Source organism: Janthinobacterium sp. GW822-FHT07A03, from assembly GCF_058798815.1.
On record NZ_JBXAKW010000001.1, the window covers coordinates 763038 to 776943 of the forward strand.

Here is a 13906-nt window from a genome sequence, read left to right on the forward strand (position 1 = left end):
TTGCTTGGGAAAAGCGGTTTTTCCTAAGCTGTTTTTAATGGCGGAAACAGGATTTCAGTGTAAGGTACGCTTACTGAATCTTACCGTTGAGAATACATGAAGCTGAGTAAATTACGCCTGATCTCGGGCGCCGTCTTGCTGGCGTGCGCCTGCATGGCCCAGGCGGAAATCCGTTTGACCGATCCCCTGCCGCTGGCACCAGAAGTTACCGTCGGCAAATTGTCGAACGGCTTGACCTACTACATCAAGAAAAATGCCCGTCCCGCGCAGAAAGTGGAATTGCGGCTGGTGGTCAAAGCCGGTTCCATCCTGGAAGATGACGACCAGCAAGGCCTGGCGCATTTCACGGAACACATGGCCTTCAATGGCTCCACGCATTTCAAGCGCAATGAGCTCATTTCCTATTTGCAATCGATCGGCGTGAAGTTCGGCGCCGACCTGAACGCCTACACGAGTTTCGATGAAACCGTGTACGTGCTGCCGATTCCGACGAACAAGAAGGAAAACCTGGAAAAGGGTTTCCTCGTGCTGGAAGACTGGGCGCATGGCTTGAAATTCAATCCGGCCGACATCAACAGCGAGCGCGGCATCGTGCTGGAAGAGGCGCGCCTGGGCAAGGGCGCCAGCGACCGCATGAACAAGGTGCTGTATCCGAAGCTGCTGAACGGTTCGCGCTATGCGGAACGCATGCCGATCGGCAAGGAGTCCGTGTTAAAGACGTTCAAGCCGGAAGCCATCAAGCGTTTCTACAAGGATTGGTACCGGCCCGACCTGATGGCCGTGATGGTGGTGGGCGACGTGGAGCCGAGCCAGGCTGAAAAGCTGATCCGGCAGCATTTCGGCAAGCTGAAAAATCCCGCGAAACCGCGTCCGCGCCTGTATGTGGAAGTGCCGCAGCGCTCGCAGACGGAAGCGCTGGTGATCACGGACAAGGAAGCGCCGGACGATACCGTCTTCATCCGCTACCCGATCCGCGCCGCGCAGGAGCCCGTCACCATCGCGGACTACCGCCGCCAGATGATCGAAAACCTGTACGGGCAAATGCTCAGCGCGCGCATGCAGGAATTGACGCAGCAGGCCAATCCGCCGTTCATCCAGGGCGGCAGCAGCGTGGGCAAGCTGGTGCGCGGCTATGAATCGTTCAGCGCGTATGCCTTGCTGGGCAAGGGCGGCGTGCAGCCGGCCGTCGATGCGCTGGTGCTGGAAGATGAACGGGCGCGCCGCTTCGGTTTCAGCCAGGATGAGCTGGACCGCGCGCGCAAGGACATGCTGCGCAATTACGAGCGCGCGTATAGCGAGCGCGACAAGTCCGATTCGGCCGGTTTCGTGGCCGAGTATTCGCGCAACTTCCTGGAACAGGAAGCCGTCCCCGGCATCGCCAATGAATTGCTGTACGCGCAGGAACTCTTGCCGCAGGTAACTTTGCAGGAAATCAACGAGACGGTGGCCAAGGTGATTCCCGACCAGCAAAAGAAGCTGGTGGTCTTCATGGGCGCCGAGCCGAAAGCCGGCGATGCGGCCTCGACTGTACCGACGCAGCAGCAATTGCTCGACGCCGTGGCGCAAGCGGAGCGGCAAACCGTCGAGCCGCGCACGGAAAAAGTGCTTGCCAGCAAGCTGATGGACGGTCCGCCGGCCGGCGGCAGCATCGTCTCGGAAAAGTTAAACAGCGCCATCGGCGTGACGGAATTGACCCTGGGCAATGGCGTGCGCGTGCTGCTCAAACCGACGGACTTCAAGAACGACCAGGTGCTGATGGGCTCGACCCGCTTCGGCGGCCAGTCGCTGTTCGGCGACGCCGACATCTACAACGCCCGCTATGCCAGCGCCGTGGTCGGCAGCATGGGCCTGAAAGACCTGGCGCCGCTGGACCTGCAAAAAGTGCTCGCAGGAAAAACGGTCAACGTGGGCGCTTCGCTGGGCGAATTGAGCGAAGGCTTTGGCGGCTCGGCCAGCAGCGCCGACGTGGAAGCCATGCTGCAACTGGTATATCTGTATTTCCATGACGTGCGCAAGGACGCGGGCCTGTACCAGTCCTTCATCGGCAAGCAGCAGGACCTGGCGAAAAACAGCATGGCACAGCCGGAAGCCGTGTTTTACGATGCCATCCAGCACGCCATGTATGGCGACAACCCGCGTGTCGATGGCGTGCCGCGCGCGGCCGACTTCGACAAGGTGGGCCTGGACCGCTCATTGGACATCTTCCGCCAGCGTTTTTCCAGCGCGCGCGACATGACCTTCATCTTTGCGGGCAGCTTCGAGCTCGACAAGATCAAGCCGCTGATCGCCAGCTACCTGGGCACCTTGCCCGTGGCCGACGTGGCGCACGCCTACCGCGACGTGGGCATGCGCCCGGTGACCGGGGTCGTCAAGAAGGATATCTACATGGGCAGCGAGCCGAAGAGTACGATTTCCATCACCTTCAATGGCGACGCGGCGTATTCGGACGAGCAAAAGCTGACCCTGCAGGCGCTGGGCGAGGTGCTGAACCTGAAAGTCATCGAAGTGCTGCGTGAAAAGATGAGCATGATCTATGGCGGCGGTTTCGACACCTCGATGGGCCAGCATCCGTACGGCCATTATTCCGTGGCGCTGAACTTGCCGACGGGACCCGAAAACGTGGACAAGGTGATCGCCGCGGCCTTTGCCGAAATCAACAAGATGAAGGCGGACGGGCCGTCCGTGGCCGACCTGGAAAAGGTCAAGCTGAACTGGATCACGCGCCAGCAGAAATCCTTGCGCGAAAACAACTACTGGATGAACCAGCTGATGGGTTCGGTGACGCAGGGGCGCGACCCCGCGCACATCCTGAACTACGAGCAGCGCGTGCGCGCCATCACGCCGCAAGCCGTCAAACTGGCCGCGCAGCGCTACCTGGACATGCACAATTATGTGCAGGTAGTGCTTTACCCGGAACGTAAAAACGTTGCATCTAAGTAATCTTCATGCTGGAGTTGCCGGGGCGCTAGCGTGCCGAAGCTGTTAAACTGCTGCTAATTGATGTGATACTGCAATTTAACAAGCAAGGAAATACGATGGCGAAGAAAGAAGAACTCGATCCGGAAACCCTGGAGTTGATCAACTGGTGCATCGAGGTCGAAGGCTTCCTCGTGGCCGGCGGCGCCACCGTGGCGCAGGCGCAGGACCATATCGAAGAGCAGGTCGAGTGGTTTACCGACCAGTTCTACGACGGCTTGACGCCGGAAGAGGCAGCCAAGGAAGCCTTGGCCTGATCCTCCAGCAAGACTCACAGCGGGCGGTGCCTGCCGGGCACAGCCCGGTAGCGCCGCCCGTTTTGCTTTTCTGAAAAGATTTCCAGCGGGCAATTAAATATCCTATTCACTCCAGGCACCCATGACTCTCCGTTCGCGCATTCTCCTCCTGTGTTTCAGCACCTTGCTGGGCATCGTCCTCATCGCTTCCTTTTCCCTGTATTCCCTGCGCCAGACCATGATGGCCGAGCGCGTCGAGCAATTGACGGTGCTGGTCGAGCTGGCCAACGCGTCGGTGGAAAAGGCGTATGCGCTGGAACAGTCGGGCAAGCTCACGCGTGAGCAGGCCCAGCAACAGGCCAAGCTGGCCATCGGCAGCTTCGTCAAGGACGAAATGTATTATTTTGTGCGCGATTTCAGCACGGACTTGCTGTACGTGCATCCGAATGCGTCGCGCATCGGCACGCCGCAAAAGAACATGAAGCAGTCGGGCGACCGCTACCGCGCCGCGCTGGCCAACAGCCGCATCGGCCTGGTGCAGGCGGACGGCACGCGTCCGGGCGTGCCCGATCCCGTGGCGAAGATGTATGCCGTGGTGAAATTCGCGCCGTGGGACTGGCTGATCGGCACGGGCACGTATATCGATGACATCAACCACAAGTTCTGGGCCCAGGCGGGCGTGCTGCTGGCCATCGGCGGCGCGCTGATGCTGGTGGTGGGCGCCTTGGCGGCCCTGATGCTGCGCCGCATCCTGGCCCAGCTCGGCGGCGAACCCGACTATGCAGCCGCCATCGTGGCACAGATCGCCCAGGGCGACCTGACCACGCAGATCGACACGCGTCCCGGCGATACATCGAGCCTGTTGATGGCGATCAAGGCCATGCGCGACAACCTGGCGCACCTGGTGAGCCAGGTGCGCAGCGATGCGGAATCGATTTCCACGGCATCGGGCGAGATTGCTTCCGGCAACCACGACCTGTCGGCGCGTACGGAACAGCAGGCGGGTTCCTTGGAAGAAACGGCATCGACCATGGAAGAGATGACCTCGACCGTGCGCCAGAATGCGGACAATGCGCGCCAGGCCAACCAGCTGGCCATTTCCGCCTCGCAAGTGGCGAGCCAGGCGGGCGGCGTGGTGAGCCAGGTGGTCGACACCATGGGCGCCATCAATGCCTCGTCGAAGAAGATCGGCGACATCATCGCCGTCATCGACGGCATCGCCTTCCAGACGAATATCCTGGCCCTGAATGCGGCCGTGGAAGCGGCGCGCGCGGGCGAGCAGGGCCGTGGCTTCGCCGTCGTCGCCAGCGAGGTGCGCAACCTGGCGCAGCGCTCAGCCAGTGCCGCCAAGGAGATCAAGCAATTGATCGACAGTTCCGCCGAACAAGTGGGCGCCGGTGAAAAACTGGTGGCGCTGGCGGGCGAAACGATGGAAAAAGTCGTTTCCAGCGTGCAGCACGTGACCGATATCGTGGCCGAGATTTCCTCCGCCAGCGCCGAGCAGAGCGCCGGCATCGAGCAGATCAACCAGGCCATCGTCGAGATGGATAACATGACGCAGCAAAACTCGGCCCTGGTCGAGCAGGCATCGGCGGCGGCGCAAGCGATGAACGAGCAGGCGGCGGGGTTGGCGCAGATCGTCAGCGTGTTCAAGGTGGGCGCCGTGGCGCCGGCCGCGGCGCAGCGGCGCCTGGCGCGCTAGCCGTTTTTTTTCTGTTACGGGGGGAACTTACCCCCGGCTCACCTGTCCAAACTTTTTCGTCCGCAATGGATGCACAGAAGAGGTGAGCATGACAGAAGGTTTTTCCTATCACGCGGCATTTGCCCGCAACCTGGGCTGGGTCACGCAGGCGGAGCAGGAGAGCTTGCGCGGCAAGCGCGTGGCCATCGCGGGCATGGGCGGCGTGGGCGGCGTGCACTTGCTGACCCTGGCGCGGCTGGGCATCGGCGCCTTCCACATCGCCGATTTCGACACCTTCGATATCGCCAACTTCAACCGCCAGGCCGGCGCCATGGTTTCCACTCTGGGGCAGCCCAAGGTGGCCGTATTGGCGCAGATGGCGACGGACATCAATCCCGAGCTTGAGATTAAACAATTTCCCGACGGCATACATGACAGCAACCTGGCCGAGTTCTTTGCCGGTGTCGACCTGTACGTGGATGGCCTCGATTTCTTCGCCTTTCCCGCGCGCCAGGCCACCTTCGCCACGTGCGCGCGCCTGGGCATTCCCGCCATCACGGCCGCGCCGCTGGGCATGGGCACGGCCGTGCTCAGCTTCATGCCGGGCGGCATGACGTTCGAAGAATATTTTGGCTGGGGCGACTTGCCCGAGGAAGAAAAGGCCCTGCGCTTTCTCGTCGGCCTGGCGCCGGCCGGCCTGCACGGCCCGTATCTGGTCGACCCGTCCGCCATCAACCTGAAGGAGCGGCGCGGACCGTCGACCATCATGGGCTGCCAGCTGTGCGCGGGCGCGGCCGCCACGGAAGCCTTGAAAATCCTGTTAAAACGGGGCAAGGTGATGGCGGCGCCGCACGGCGTGCATTTCGACGCCTACCGCAACAAGCTCGTGCATACCTGGCGTCCCGGCGGCAACCGTCATCCGCTGCAACGGCTGGCGATGGCCATCATCAAGCGGCGCCGCGCCGCACAGGGGGCATAAATGGCGCAAGCACCGCAGATCGCGCAGGTCGATTCTGTGCTGGAAAACATCCTCGAGCAGGCGCGCTGGGCGCCCAGCGGCGACAACACGCAGCCGTGGCGCTTTGAAGTCGTGGAGCCGCGGCACGTCGTCGTGCATGGCTTCGATACGCGCAGCCACTGCGTGTATGACCTCGACGGCCATCCCAGCCAGCTGTCGCTGGGCGCCTTGCTCGAAAGCATGGCCCTGGCGGCCAGCTGTCACGGCTTGCGCATGCAAGCGCGCCGGCGCACGGCCATGCCCGACACCCTGCCCACCTTCGATGTGCTGCTGGTCGACAGCCCCGGCATGCTGCCCGATCCGCTGGCGGCCTTCCTGCCGCGCCGCAGCGTGCAGCGGCGCCGGCTCAGCACGCGCCGCCTGCGCGCCAGCGAAAAGGCGGCGCTGGCGGCCAGCTTGCCGCCGGGCTACGGCGTGCAGTGGTTCGAAGGCGGGCGCGCGCGCCTGGCCTGTGCGCGTTTGATGTTCGACAATGCGAAGCTGCGCCTGACCATGCCCGAAGCGCACAAGGTGCACCGCGACGTGATCGAATGGGGCGCGCGCTTCAGTGCCGACCGCATCCCGGAGCAGGCGCTCGGTGTCGACCCGATGACGGCGCGGCTGATGCGCTGGGTCATGCACAGCTGGCGCCGCGTGGATTTTTTCAATACCTGGCTGGGCGGCACCATTGCCCCGCGGCTGCAGATGGATTTGCTGCCAGGACTGTATTGCGCCGCGCATTTCGTGCTGCTGGCCGATGCGCCGCCGCGCCATATCGACGATTACGTGGCGGCCGGCCGCGCCATGCAGCGCTTCTGGCTGACGGCCACGCAGCTGGGCCTGCAATTGCAGCCGGAACTGACGCCGCTGATCTTTGCCCGCTACGTGCGAGAACGGCGCACCTTTTCGCGCACCGATGGCATGCAGGACATGGCGCAGGAACTGGCCGTGCAATGCCAGGCCGTGCTGGGGGCGGAGGCGGTCGAGCGGGCCGTGTTCCTCGGACGCATCGGCGCCGGGCCGGCGGCCAGTGCGCGCTCGCTGCGCCGTCCGCTGCAAGACTTGCTGGTGGCGCCCACGGCTGGGCCGTGAGACGCTCCCTGCGCGTCAGCGGCGCCGCCGTGGCGCCAGGCTGGCCAGCGCTGCCAGGCCAGCGGCCAGCAGCGGCAAGGTGCCCGGTAGCGGCATCGGCGTGACCGTCGGCACATACGCCAGTTCGGAACTGTTCAGCATGTTCAATACCAGGGTATAGCTGCCTGCCACCAGGTTGTCCGTGACGGCGCCATACTGCCCGCCGCACGTCGTGCCGATGCCCGTGCCCGTGGGCGCGCCGCAGTTGCTGGGATCGTAGGTGAACACGCTGCCGCTGGTCAGCGGCGTTTGCGCGTAGCCCGTATTGAGGCTGGCGGCGTCGGCCAGTTCGGTGCCGCCCAGGATGCCGGAGCCCAGGTTGCCGTCGGGTGCCCAGTTGAAGACGATCTGGCCATGTTCATCGACGATGGTAAATGTCAGCGCCATATTCGTGGTGGCCGCCGAGCCCGTGCCGGCCAGGGCATCGAGGTACAGCTGCATGTAGGGCAGGGCCTGGAAGTCGAACGCCAGGGTGGCGCCCGGTTGGCCGACGACGAAATTGACGGCCATGGCGGTGCTGGAACCGTTGCGTCCCGAGGCATCGGCGCTGCCGCCGCCCGCGAGGAAGGTTTCCGCCGCATTCACCGTGTGCGTACTGGTCGAGCCCGGTGGAAAGGGCGGGATTTGCGAGGTGACGATCTGCGCCTCGCCGCGCGCATACGAGGCATTGCCCATGCCTTGCTGCGTAAAATCATTTTGCCCCTTGGTGACGGCGCCGCGTGTCGCTTGCGGCGCATCGATCTCGTTGCTGCCGCCGTGGATGACGCTGCTGCCGTTGAGCGTGGCGGTGGTGCGCGACAGGTCGATGTTGCTGATCAAGGCGGTGGAGCCGGTGGGATTGCTGATGACCAGGCCGAAGACGCTGGTGTACGAATAGCCATAGGCGGCGGCGCCGGCAGTGCCGCTGCCTGCCAGCAACAGCAAGGCCAGCAGGACCGTTGGCAACCGGGTGCAAGAAAATGTAGTCATGAAAATCCTCATCTCCTGGTCGGCCGCGTTGTAAGGAAAACCGACAGGCTTGCCACATAAAAAAGGCGAGGAGACTCCCTCGCCTGTGAATCCCCCCTGTTGCCCGGCTCAGGCGGCAATCTTGCGGCGGCGGGCATAGCCCAGGCCAGCCAGGCCCAGACCCAGCAATGCCAGAGTGCCAGGTTCCGGCACCGCCTGTTTCACCAGGTCCACGCTTTCCACCGCATTCAAGGTCAAGGTGTAGTTGCCGGCCGTTAAAGCATTGCTGACGGAGCTGAAGTTGCTGCCGCAGCCCGTGCCCACGCCCGTGCCCGTGGGCGTGCCGCAGCCGGAAGGGTCGTAGGTGAACAGGTTGCCGCGCGTCAGGAAATTGGTTGCCAGGCTGGTGTTCAGGTTGGCGCCATCGGTGTTTTCCGTGCCGCCGAAGATGCCCGAGCCGACCACGCCATCGGGCGTCCAGTTGAAGACGGTCGCGCCATTGGCATCGGTGATGGTGAAGGTGACTACCAGGTTGGCCGTCGCCGTGGACAGCACGCCCACCGTGCTTTGCAGGAAGACTTGCATGAAGGGCGATGCCAGGAAGTCAAAGCTCAGCGTTGCCGTGGGGGAGCCGACGACGAAATCGACGGAAAAGCCCGTCGTCGAGCCGTTGCGCCCGGACGCGTCGGCCGTGCCGGCAGGCCCGTCCAGGTGGGCTTCGGCCACGTTGACGGCCTGGGTGGAGGTGGAGCCGGGCGGGAACGAGGGGAATTGCGTGCTGACGATCTGCGCATCGCCGCGCGAATAATTGCCCGATGGACCTTGCTGCGTGAAGTCGTTCTCGCCCTTGGTCACGGCGCCGACGTTGGCGCGCGGCGCGTCGAGCGAGCCAGCGCCGCCGTTGATGACGCTCACGCCGTTCAGGGTGGCCGTGCTGCGCGAAATCGTGGTGCTGTTGGCCACCGTGATCTGGCCCGTCGGCACGGCGATCACCAGGCCGAAGATGTTGTTGTAGGAGTAGCCGTAGGCGCCCGCTTGTGCGCTGCCGGCCGCGCACAGCATGGCCAGTGTTGCTACCGCCGGGAGCAGTTTCAGTTTAGAAAGTTTCATGTCATTCACCTCGTGGTTGATTGAGTCTGGAAGTCTTGCCTGAGTCCTGTCGGCAGGTGCTCATGGCCAGTACCTAGCGACTTCCATGCCAACGCATGAGGTTCTTTTGAAATCAATGACTTGGCGTGCTTTTGTTGACGTGCTGCAGGTGTTGTCGGACGCGTTGTAAGAAAAACCGACGCTGCAGGTCAAGGCTGCTCGTCTTGCGGCAGGGGGCCCAGCAAGGCGTGCAGATGGGGCAGCAGGCGTTGCGCTGGCACATACTCGCGCATGGCCGTGGCCAGCTGGCGCGCCGCCAGCCTGGCCCGGCCATCGTCGAGCATGCGCGTGGCGGCATGGCGCAGGGCGGTTTCCTGGAAACGGTCGGCGCGCAGCAGCAGGCCGGCGCCGGCGCCCGCGATGCCGTGCATGTTGAGGAATTGATCGAGGTTGCCGGCGATGCCGATGACGGGCACGCCTGCCGTCAGCGCCTGCTGGCTGGTGGGGCTGCCGCCGTTGCAGATCACCAGGCTGGCGCGGCGGGCGGCCGCGTCGCCCGGCAGAAAGGGCGCGACATAGGCATTCGGCGGCACGGCATCGACGCGGATGGTGCCAGCCGTGGCCGCCAGCACGGTGACGGGCAGGGGCGCCAGCGCGCGCAGCACGCGCGGCAGCAGCTGGCCCTGGCCCGAGCTGCCCAGGGTGACATAGATGATCGGGCGTCCGCTGCTCAGTTCCGGGCGCTGCCACCAGTCCGGCAAGTCGAGCGGCGGCGCCCAGATGACGGGACCCAGGTAGTCGTGCGTGGGCGGCATGCCGTGCGGCGGAAACAGTTGCGGAATATCCGCGTACAAGGTGCGGTCGGCATCCGTGTAGATGCGCCGCAGGTCGCCGCCCAGTGAGGGCAAGCCATGGCGGCGGCGCACGCGGTTCAGGGGCACGGCGTGCGAGGCGAAGGCCAGCGGGCGGATCAGGCGGAACAGGGGATCGGCCAGCCAGATGGGCAGCATGCCGGTCAGGGGCAGGCTGGGCACCGTGTAGTGCTGGCGCACCCACGGACTCCAGTAGGCGTTGCTGATGGTGATGTAGGGAATGCGCTGCAGGCGCGCGCTGACGGACAGCGACAGGCGGAAGTCGCCGATCACCAGATCGGGCTGGACGGCATTGAGCAGGCGCAAGTCGTCTTCCACGTACGCGTGCAGCGTGCTTTCCGTGTAGACGGGCTTGCCGTGGGCCAGCGCTTGCAGGAATTGCCGCGACGAAATACTGTCGATGCGCCAGCGCCGGAACGGGGCTTGCTTGAAACAAAAGTCATACCCATCGGCGCAGGCAAAGTGCACCTCGTACTCTTCCTCGGCCAGGCCCTGGGCCAGGCTCAGGGGGCGGCCAACATGGGCCAGGGTCACTGCCTCGGCCATGAATAAGATTTTCTTGCGCGCCATCGTGTGGGGATCGCTTGCACTGGTACCGTGGGGGATGCTCTCCAATTGGAGCGGCGCCACGCCGTTTAGTTCCCTCGGCATGCCACAGGCGGGCGCCGGGCATTTGCGGCATCGGCTACAGTGGGGCAAAAGGAGGCCACCATGCAGCCACAATTCCGTCTTGCCCCGCTGCGTGCGCACAGCACGCCCGAACCCGATATGCCGCCACCGCCGGAAGGCGATCCCCTCGCGCCGCCGCCGGAGCCGCCGCCGCACATCGACCCCGTGCCGGTCGAGGAGCCGACGCCGCCGCCACCGCCCGTCAAGATGGGGTAAACGGCAGGCTGTGGGCCGCGTCAGCTGCCGCCGTGTGGTTTATTTCCAGTCGGAAATGGAACCCATGCGCGGCGGTATCGCCACGCCATTTAAACAACAAAAACGCCAATAAATGTTGCCGAGTGGATATAAATCAAGCGAGAACCGCCGAGTGTCATGCGGCCGTCACGATTCTGTTCTTATAATGAGACATCATAAAAATTCTTGTACAGGAGACCATCATGGGCAATTCCTTGCATAACAAAATCTACCTGGGCCGTCGCCCTGTGATCACCAGCAAGAACCTCGCGGCGCTGGCGCTGGCAGGCGCCGTGGCTGGCTGCGGCCTGGCCTGGTTGCTGCTGCGCAGCTACAAATAAGCGCCGTCTTGTCCATGTTTCAGCCGCCTGGCCGCCTGGCCGGCGGCGGCAGATTTACGTTGCCTGTTGCCGATGCGCAGCGGGGCGCGTACCATGGGGGCCGAACACCTGGCCTTTTATGGAAAAGTAATGAAGAACGAGAAATTAACAACCGATGAATATGACGCGCTGGAGCAAGTTGCACGCGGCATCAAGACCGAGCGCCCGAGCGCCTGCGTTGCCCGCAATGCCAAGCGCCTGTCCGGCCTGAAGCTGCTCAGCTATGCACGCGATGGCCGTTTGTCCATCACCGAGAAAGCGCAACAGCTGCTGTTCCTGCGCCGCTGCATCATGGGCTTGCGCGCCGTGGCGACCGATCCGCTGACCAAGCTGGACTCGGACGTGGCGTATTTCCTGGGCAAGAAAGCCCATATCGTGGCGCGCGCCGAAGGCGAGGGCCACGACATTTCCGACAAGGGCCGCGAATCGCTGGCCGACATCGACACCCTGGGACTGTAACAGCCTGTCCCGGCAACCGGCCCCTGGGGCCGGTTTTCACATCCCCCTATTATTTCCCCTTGGAGAACACTTTGGACAGCGCGATGAACTGGTCGGCCCACGAACTGACGATGACGGTCCTGATGACGCCCGATATGGCCAACTTTTCCGGCAACGTGCACGGCGGCACCATCCTGAAATATCTCGACAGCGTTGCCTACGCCTGCGCCAGCCGCTATTCGGGCAGCTATGTGGTGACTTTGTCCGTGGACCAGGTGATGTTCCTGCAGCCTATCCACGTGGGCGAGCTGGTGACGTTCCTGGCCTCGATCAATTACACGGGCACGACGTCGATGGAAGTGGGTATCCGCGTGGTGACGGAAAACATCCAGCAGCGCCTGGTACGCCACGCCAACAGCTGCTATTTCACGATGGTGGCCGTGGACGCCAACCGCAAGCCGGTGGCCGTGCCGCCGCTGGTGCTCGAGACGCCGGAGCAGCATGCGCGCTTCGAGCAAGCCAAGCTGCGCAAGCTGTCGCGCCAGAAGGTGTCGAAGAAGTAAACGCAATCGGCATAAAAAAACGGCCGCCAGATCGCTCTGGTGGCCGTTTTTTTATTGCCTGCCGCCTGCTGGCGGCATGGCGCCGTGATTAACGGTCGCCGTAGCTGCGGCGTGCGCCGTCGGTGCTGCGCGGGTTGGAACCCTTGTAGCCGCCGCCGGTGCTCGGTGCGCCGTCCTTGCGTGGTGCGCCCGGCTTGCTGAACGTGCGTTGGCCCGGCTTCGCGCCGCCACGGTTGTCGCCTGGTTTCCAGCCGCCTGGACGGGCGCTCGAACGTGGTGCCGATGCCGTTTTCTTCGGCTCGAAACCTTCGATGACATTGACCGGGATCAATTGCTTGGTGAAGCGTTCGATGCGCTTGACGTTCATGCCTTCAGCGTGGTTCACCAGCGAGATGGCCAGGCCATTGCGGCCAGCGCGGCCGGTACGGCCGATGCGGTGGACGTAGTCTTCCGGGAACTTCGGCAGATCGTAGTTGAACACGTGGGTGATCGTTGGCACGTCGATGCCGCGGGCGGCAACGTCGGTGGCAACCAGCACCTTGACCTGGCCGCGGCGCATGCCGTCCAGGGTGCGGTTACGCGCGCCCTGATGCATGTCGCCGTGCAAGGCGGCAGCCGAGAAACCGGCGATGTTCAGACGGTCGGCGATGGTGTCGGCGTCACGCTTGGTGGCGGTAAACACAACAGCCTGGTCCAGCGATTCGTCGCGCAGCAGGTGGTCCAGCAGGCGATTCTTGTGCGACAGATCGTCGACGAAGTGGACGCGCTGCGTGATGTTTTCATGCTTGTTGCTCGAGCTTGCCACCTGGATGACCAGCGGGTTTTTCGTGATGCGGCGGGCCATGTTGCCGACCACGCCATCCAGCGTTGCCGAGAACAGCATGGTTTGACGGCCTTCCGGCGTCGCTTCCACGATTTTTTCGATGTCGTCGATGAAACCCATGTCCAGCATGCGGTCGGCTTCGTCCAGCACCAGGATTTCCAGTTGCGAGAAGTCGATCTTGCCCGAATCCATGTGGTCGATCAGGCGGCCAGGGGTCGCGACCAGAATCTCGGGATTCTTGGCCAGCAATTGCATCTGTTTAGGGTAAGGCATGCCGCCCAGGATCGACACAGCCTTGATGCGGCGGATGCCGGTGCTGTACTTGTCGGTATTGGTGGTCACTTGCAGGGCCAGTTCGCGCGTTGGCGTCAGCACCAGCATTTTTGGCTGGGCAGCCTTGAAACGTGGACGCTCGCCGCGGGCGCGCGATGCTTGCATTTCCTGGTTCGGCGTCTTGCCGGCGGCGCTTTGTTCGGCGCTGGCCAGTTTGTGCAGCGATGGCAGCATGAAAGCTGCCGTCTTGCCCGAACCGGTCTGCGACGAGACCAGCAGGTCACGGCCTTCGATCGCGGCTGGAATCGCTTGCGACTGTACCGCGGTTGGCGCGGTGTAGCCCGATTCGGTCAGAGCGGCGATGATGGACGGATGCAGGCCTAAGGATTCAAATGTCATTCTTTTCTTTCGTAAAAATCAGCGTTCTTGCAAAAAGCAGAACGCAAAATAGCAACGCCAACCAAAACGAAATGACTCAACTAGAAAGAAATTTCGGCACAAAAGCTTTGCGCCGGGACGGTGTCAGGTGCGACACACAAGGCGGGAGGGCTTTATAAGCGGCATCCTGTGGATGCGCTAAGGCTTGCGAAGCTGCT

Annotated in this window: 13 protein-coding genes; 9 read left to right on the forward strand and 4 right to left on the reverse strand. The window is 63.3% G+C overall.

What is annotated here, in order from left to right:
• Positions 1-96 precede the first annotated feature (96 nt).
• The 5 genes from AC1RJW_RS03535 (at position 97) to AC1RJW_RS03555 (ending at position 6982) form a co-directional block, all read left to right on the forward strand.
• Positions 97-2940: a M16 family metallopeptidase gene (locus AC1RJW_RS03535; RefSeq protein WP_493043484.1), complete on the forward strand. Its 2844-nt coding sequence runs from the start codon at positions 97-99 to the stop codon at positions 2938-2940.
• A gap of 95 nt (positions 2941-3035) precedes the next feature.
• Complete coding sequence (locus tag AC1RJW_RS03540) at positions 3036-3233, forward strand: hypothetical protein (protein WP_010399555.1); 198 nt, start codon at positions 3036-3038, stop codon at positions 3231-3233.
• A 121-nt stretch (positions 3234-3354) separates the two neighbouring features.
• Positions 3355-4914, forward strand: coding sequence for a methyl-accepting chemotaxis protein (locus AC1RJW_RS03545; RefSeq protein ID WP_493043486.1), 1560 nt, complete (start codon positions 3355-3357; stop codon positions 4912-4914).
• A gap of 88 nt (positions 4915-5002) precedes the next feature.
• The gene (locus AC1RJW_RS03550; protein WP_493043488.1) at positions 5003-5872 is read left to right on the forward strand and encodes a ThiF family adenylyltransferase; all 870 of its coding nucleotides are present in this window, start codon (positions 5003-5005) and stop codon (positions 5870-5872) included.
• Positions 5873-6982: a nitroreductase family protein gene (locus AC1RJW_RS03555; protein WP_493043490.1), complete on the forward strand. Its 1110-nt coding sequence runs from the start codon at positions 5873-5875 to the stop codon at positions 6980-6982.
• Between the two features lie 15 nt (positions 6983-6997).
• Here the strand turns inward: AC1RJW_RS03555 and AC1RJW_RS03560 are convergent, their stop codons facing one another.
• The 3 genes from AC1RJW_RS03560 to AC1RJW_RS03570 form a co-directional block, all read right to left on the reverse strand.
• Entirely contained in the window at positions 6998-7990 is a 993-nt protein-coding gene (locus tag AC1RJW_RS03560; RefSeq protein WP_493043492.1) for an EDSAP-1 family PEP-CTERM protein, read from the reverse strand.
• A 108-nt stretch (positions 7991-8098) separates the two neighbouring features.
• Positions 8099-9079, reverse strand: a complete 981-nt coding sequence (locus tag AC1RJW_RS03565) for an EDSAP-1 family PEP-CTERM protein (RefSeq protein WP_493043494.1) — start codon at positions 9077-9079, stop codon at positions 8099-8101.
• A gap of 188 nt (positions 9080-9267) precedes the next feature.
• Positions 9268-10476 carry a glycosyltransferase gene (locus AC1RJW_RS03570; RefSeq protein WP_493043496.1) on the reverse strand — a complete coding sequence of 403 codons (1209 nt, stop codon included), beginning with the start codon at positions 10474-10476 and terminating at the stop codon, positions 9268-9270.
• Between the two features lie 165 nt (positions 10477-10641).
• Between AC1RJW_RS03570 and AC1RJW_RS03575 the strand changes: the two genes are divergently transcribed.
• The 4 genes from AC1RJW_RS03575 (at position 10642) to AC1RJW_RS03590 (ending at position 12214) form a co-directional block, all read left to right on the forward strand.
• On the forward strand, positions 10642-10815 hold the full coding sequence (locus AC1RJW_RS03575) for a hypothetical protein (RefSeq protein WP_493043497.1): 174 nt from the start codon (positions 10642-10644) through the stop codon (positions 10813-10815).
• A 221-nt stretch (positions 10816-11036) separates the two neighbouring features.
• On the forward strand, positions 11037-11174 hold the full coding sequence (locus AC1RJW_RS03580; protein ID WP_170840448.1) for a hypothetical protein: 138 nt from the start codon (positions 11037-11039) through the stop codon (positions 11172-11174).
• A gap of 129 nt (positions 11175-11303) precedes the next feature.
• Entirely contained in the window at positions 11304-11672 is a 369-nt protein-coding gene (locus AC1RJW_RS03585; RefSeq protein ID WP_493043499.1) for a hypothetical protein, read from the forward strand.
• An 83-nt stretch (positions 11673-11755) separates the two neighbouring features.
• Positions 11756-12214: an acyl-CoA thioesterase gene (locus AC1RJW_RS03590; RefSeq protein WP_034750191.1), complete on the forward strand. Its 459-nt coding sequence runs from the start codon at positions 11756-11758 to the stop codon at positions 12212-12214.
• 88 nt (positions 12215-12302) lie between these two features.
• Here AC1RJW_RS03590 and AC1RJW_RS03595 read toward each other — a convergent pair whose 3' ends face one another.
• Positions 12303-13709: a DEAD/DEAH box helicase gene (locus tag AC1RJW_RS03595; RefSeq protein WP_035820280.1), complete on the reverse strand. Its 1407-nt coding sequence runs from the start codon at positions 13707-13709 to the stop codon at positions 12303-12305.
• Positions 13710-13906 lie beyond the last annotated feature (197 nt).

Bases quoted from the DNA above. Each gene is read 5' to 3' on its own strand.
- AC1RJW_RS03545 (WP_493043486.1), top strand. From the start codon at position 3,355: ATGACTCTCCGTTCGCGCATTCTCCTCCTGTGTTTCAGCACCTTGCTG.
- AC1RJW_RS03550 (WP_493043488.1), top strand. From the start codon at position 5,003: ATGACAGAAGGTTTTTCCTATCACGCGGCATTTGCCCGCAACCTGGGC.
- AC1RJW_RS03580 (WP_170840448.1), top strand. From the start codon at position 11,037: ATGGGCAATTCCTTGCATAACAAAATCTACCTGGGCCGTCGCCCTGTG.
- AC1RJW_RS03575 (WP_493043497.1), top strand. From the start codon at position 10,642: ATGCAGCCACAATTCCGTCTTGCCCCGCTGCGTGCGCACAGCACGCCC.
- AC1RJW_RS03555 (WP_493043490.1), top strand. From the start codon at position 5,873: ATGGCGCAAGCACCGCAGATCGCGCAGGTCGATTCTGTGCTGGAAAAC.
- AC1RJW_RS03540 (WP_010399555.1), top strand. From the start codon at position 3,036: ATGGCGAAGAAAGAAGAACTCGATCCGGAAACCCTGGAGTTGATCAAC.
- AC1RJW_RS03565 (WP_493043494.1), bottom strand. From the start codon at position 9,079: ATGAAACTTTCTAAACTGAAACTGCTCCCGGCGGTAGCAACACTGGCC.
- AC1RJW_RS03570 (WP_493043496.1), bottom strand. From the start codon at position 10,476: ATGGCCGAGGCAGTGACCCTGGCCCATGTTGGCCGCCCCCTGAGCCTG.
- AC1RJW_RS03535 (WP_493043484.1), top strand. From the start codon at position 97: ATGAAGCTGAGTAAATTACGCCTGATCTCGGGCGCCGTCTTGCTGGCG.
- AC1RJW_RS03560 (WP_493043492.1), bottom strand. From the start codon at position 7,990: ATGACTACATTTTCTTGCACCCGGTTGCCAACGGTCCTGCTGGCCTTG.
- AC1RJW_RS03585 (WP_493043499.1), top strand. From the start codon at position 11,304: ATGAAGAACGAGAAATTAACAACCGATGAATATGACGCGCTGGAGCAA.
- AC1RJW_RS03590 (WP_034750191.1), top strand. From the start codon at position 11,756: ATGAACTGGTCGGCCCACGAACTGACGATGACGGTCCTGATGACGCCC.
- AC1RJW_RS03595 (WP_035820280.1), bottom strand. From the start codon at position 13,709: ATGACATTTGAATCCTTAGGCCTGCATCCGTCCATCATCGCCGCTCTG.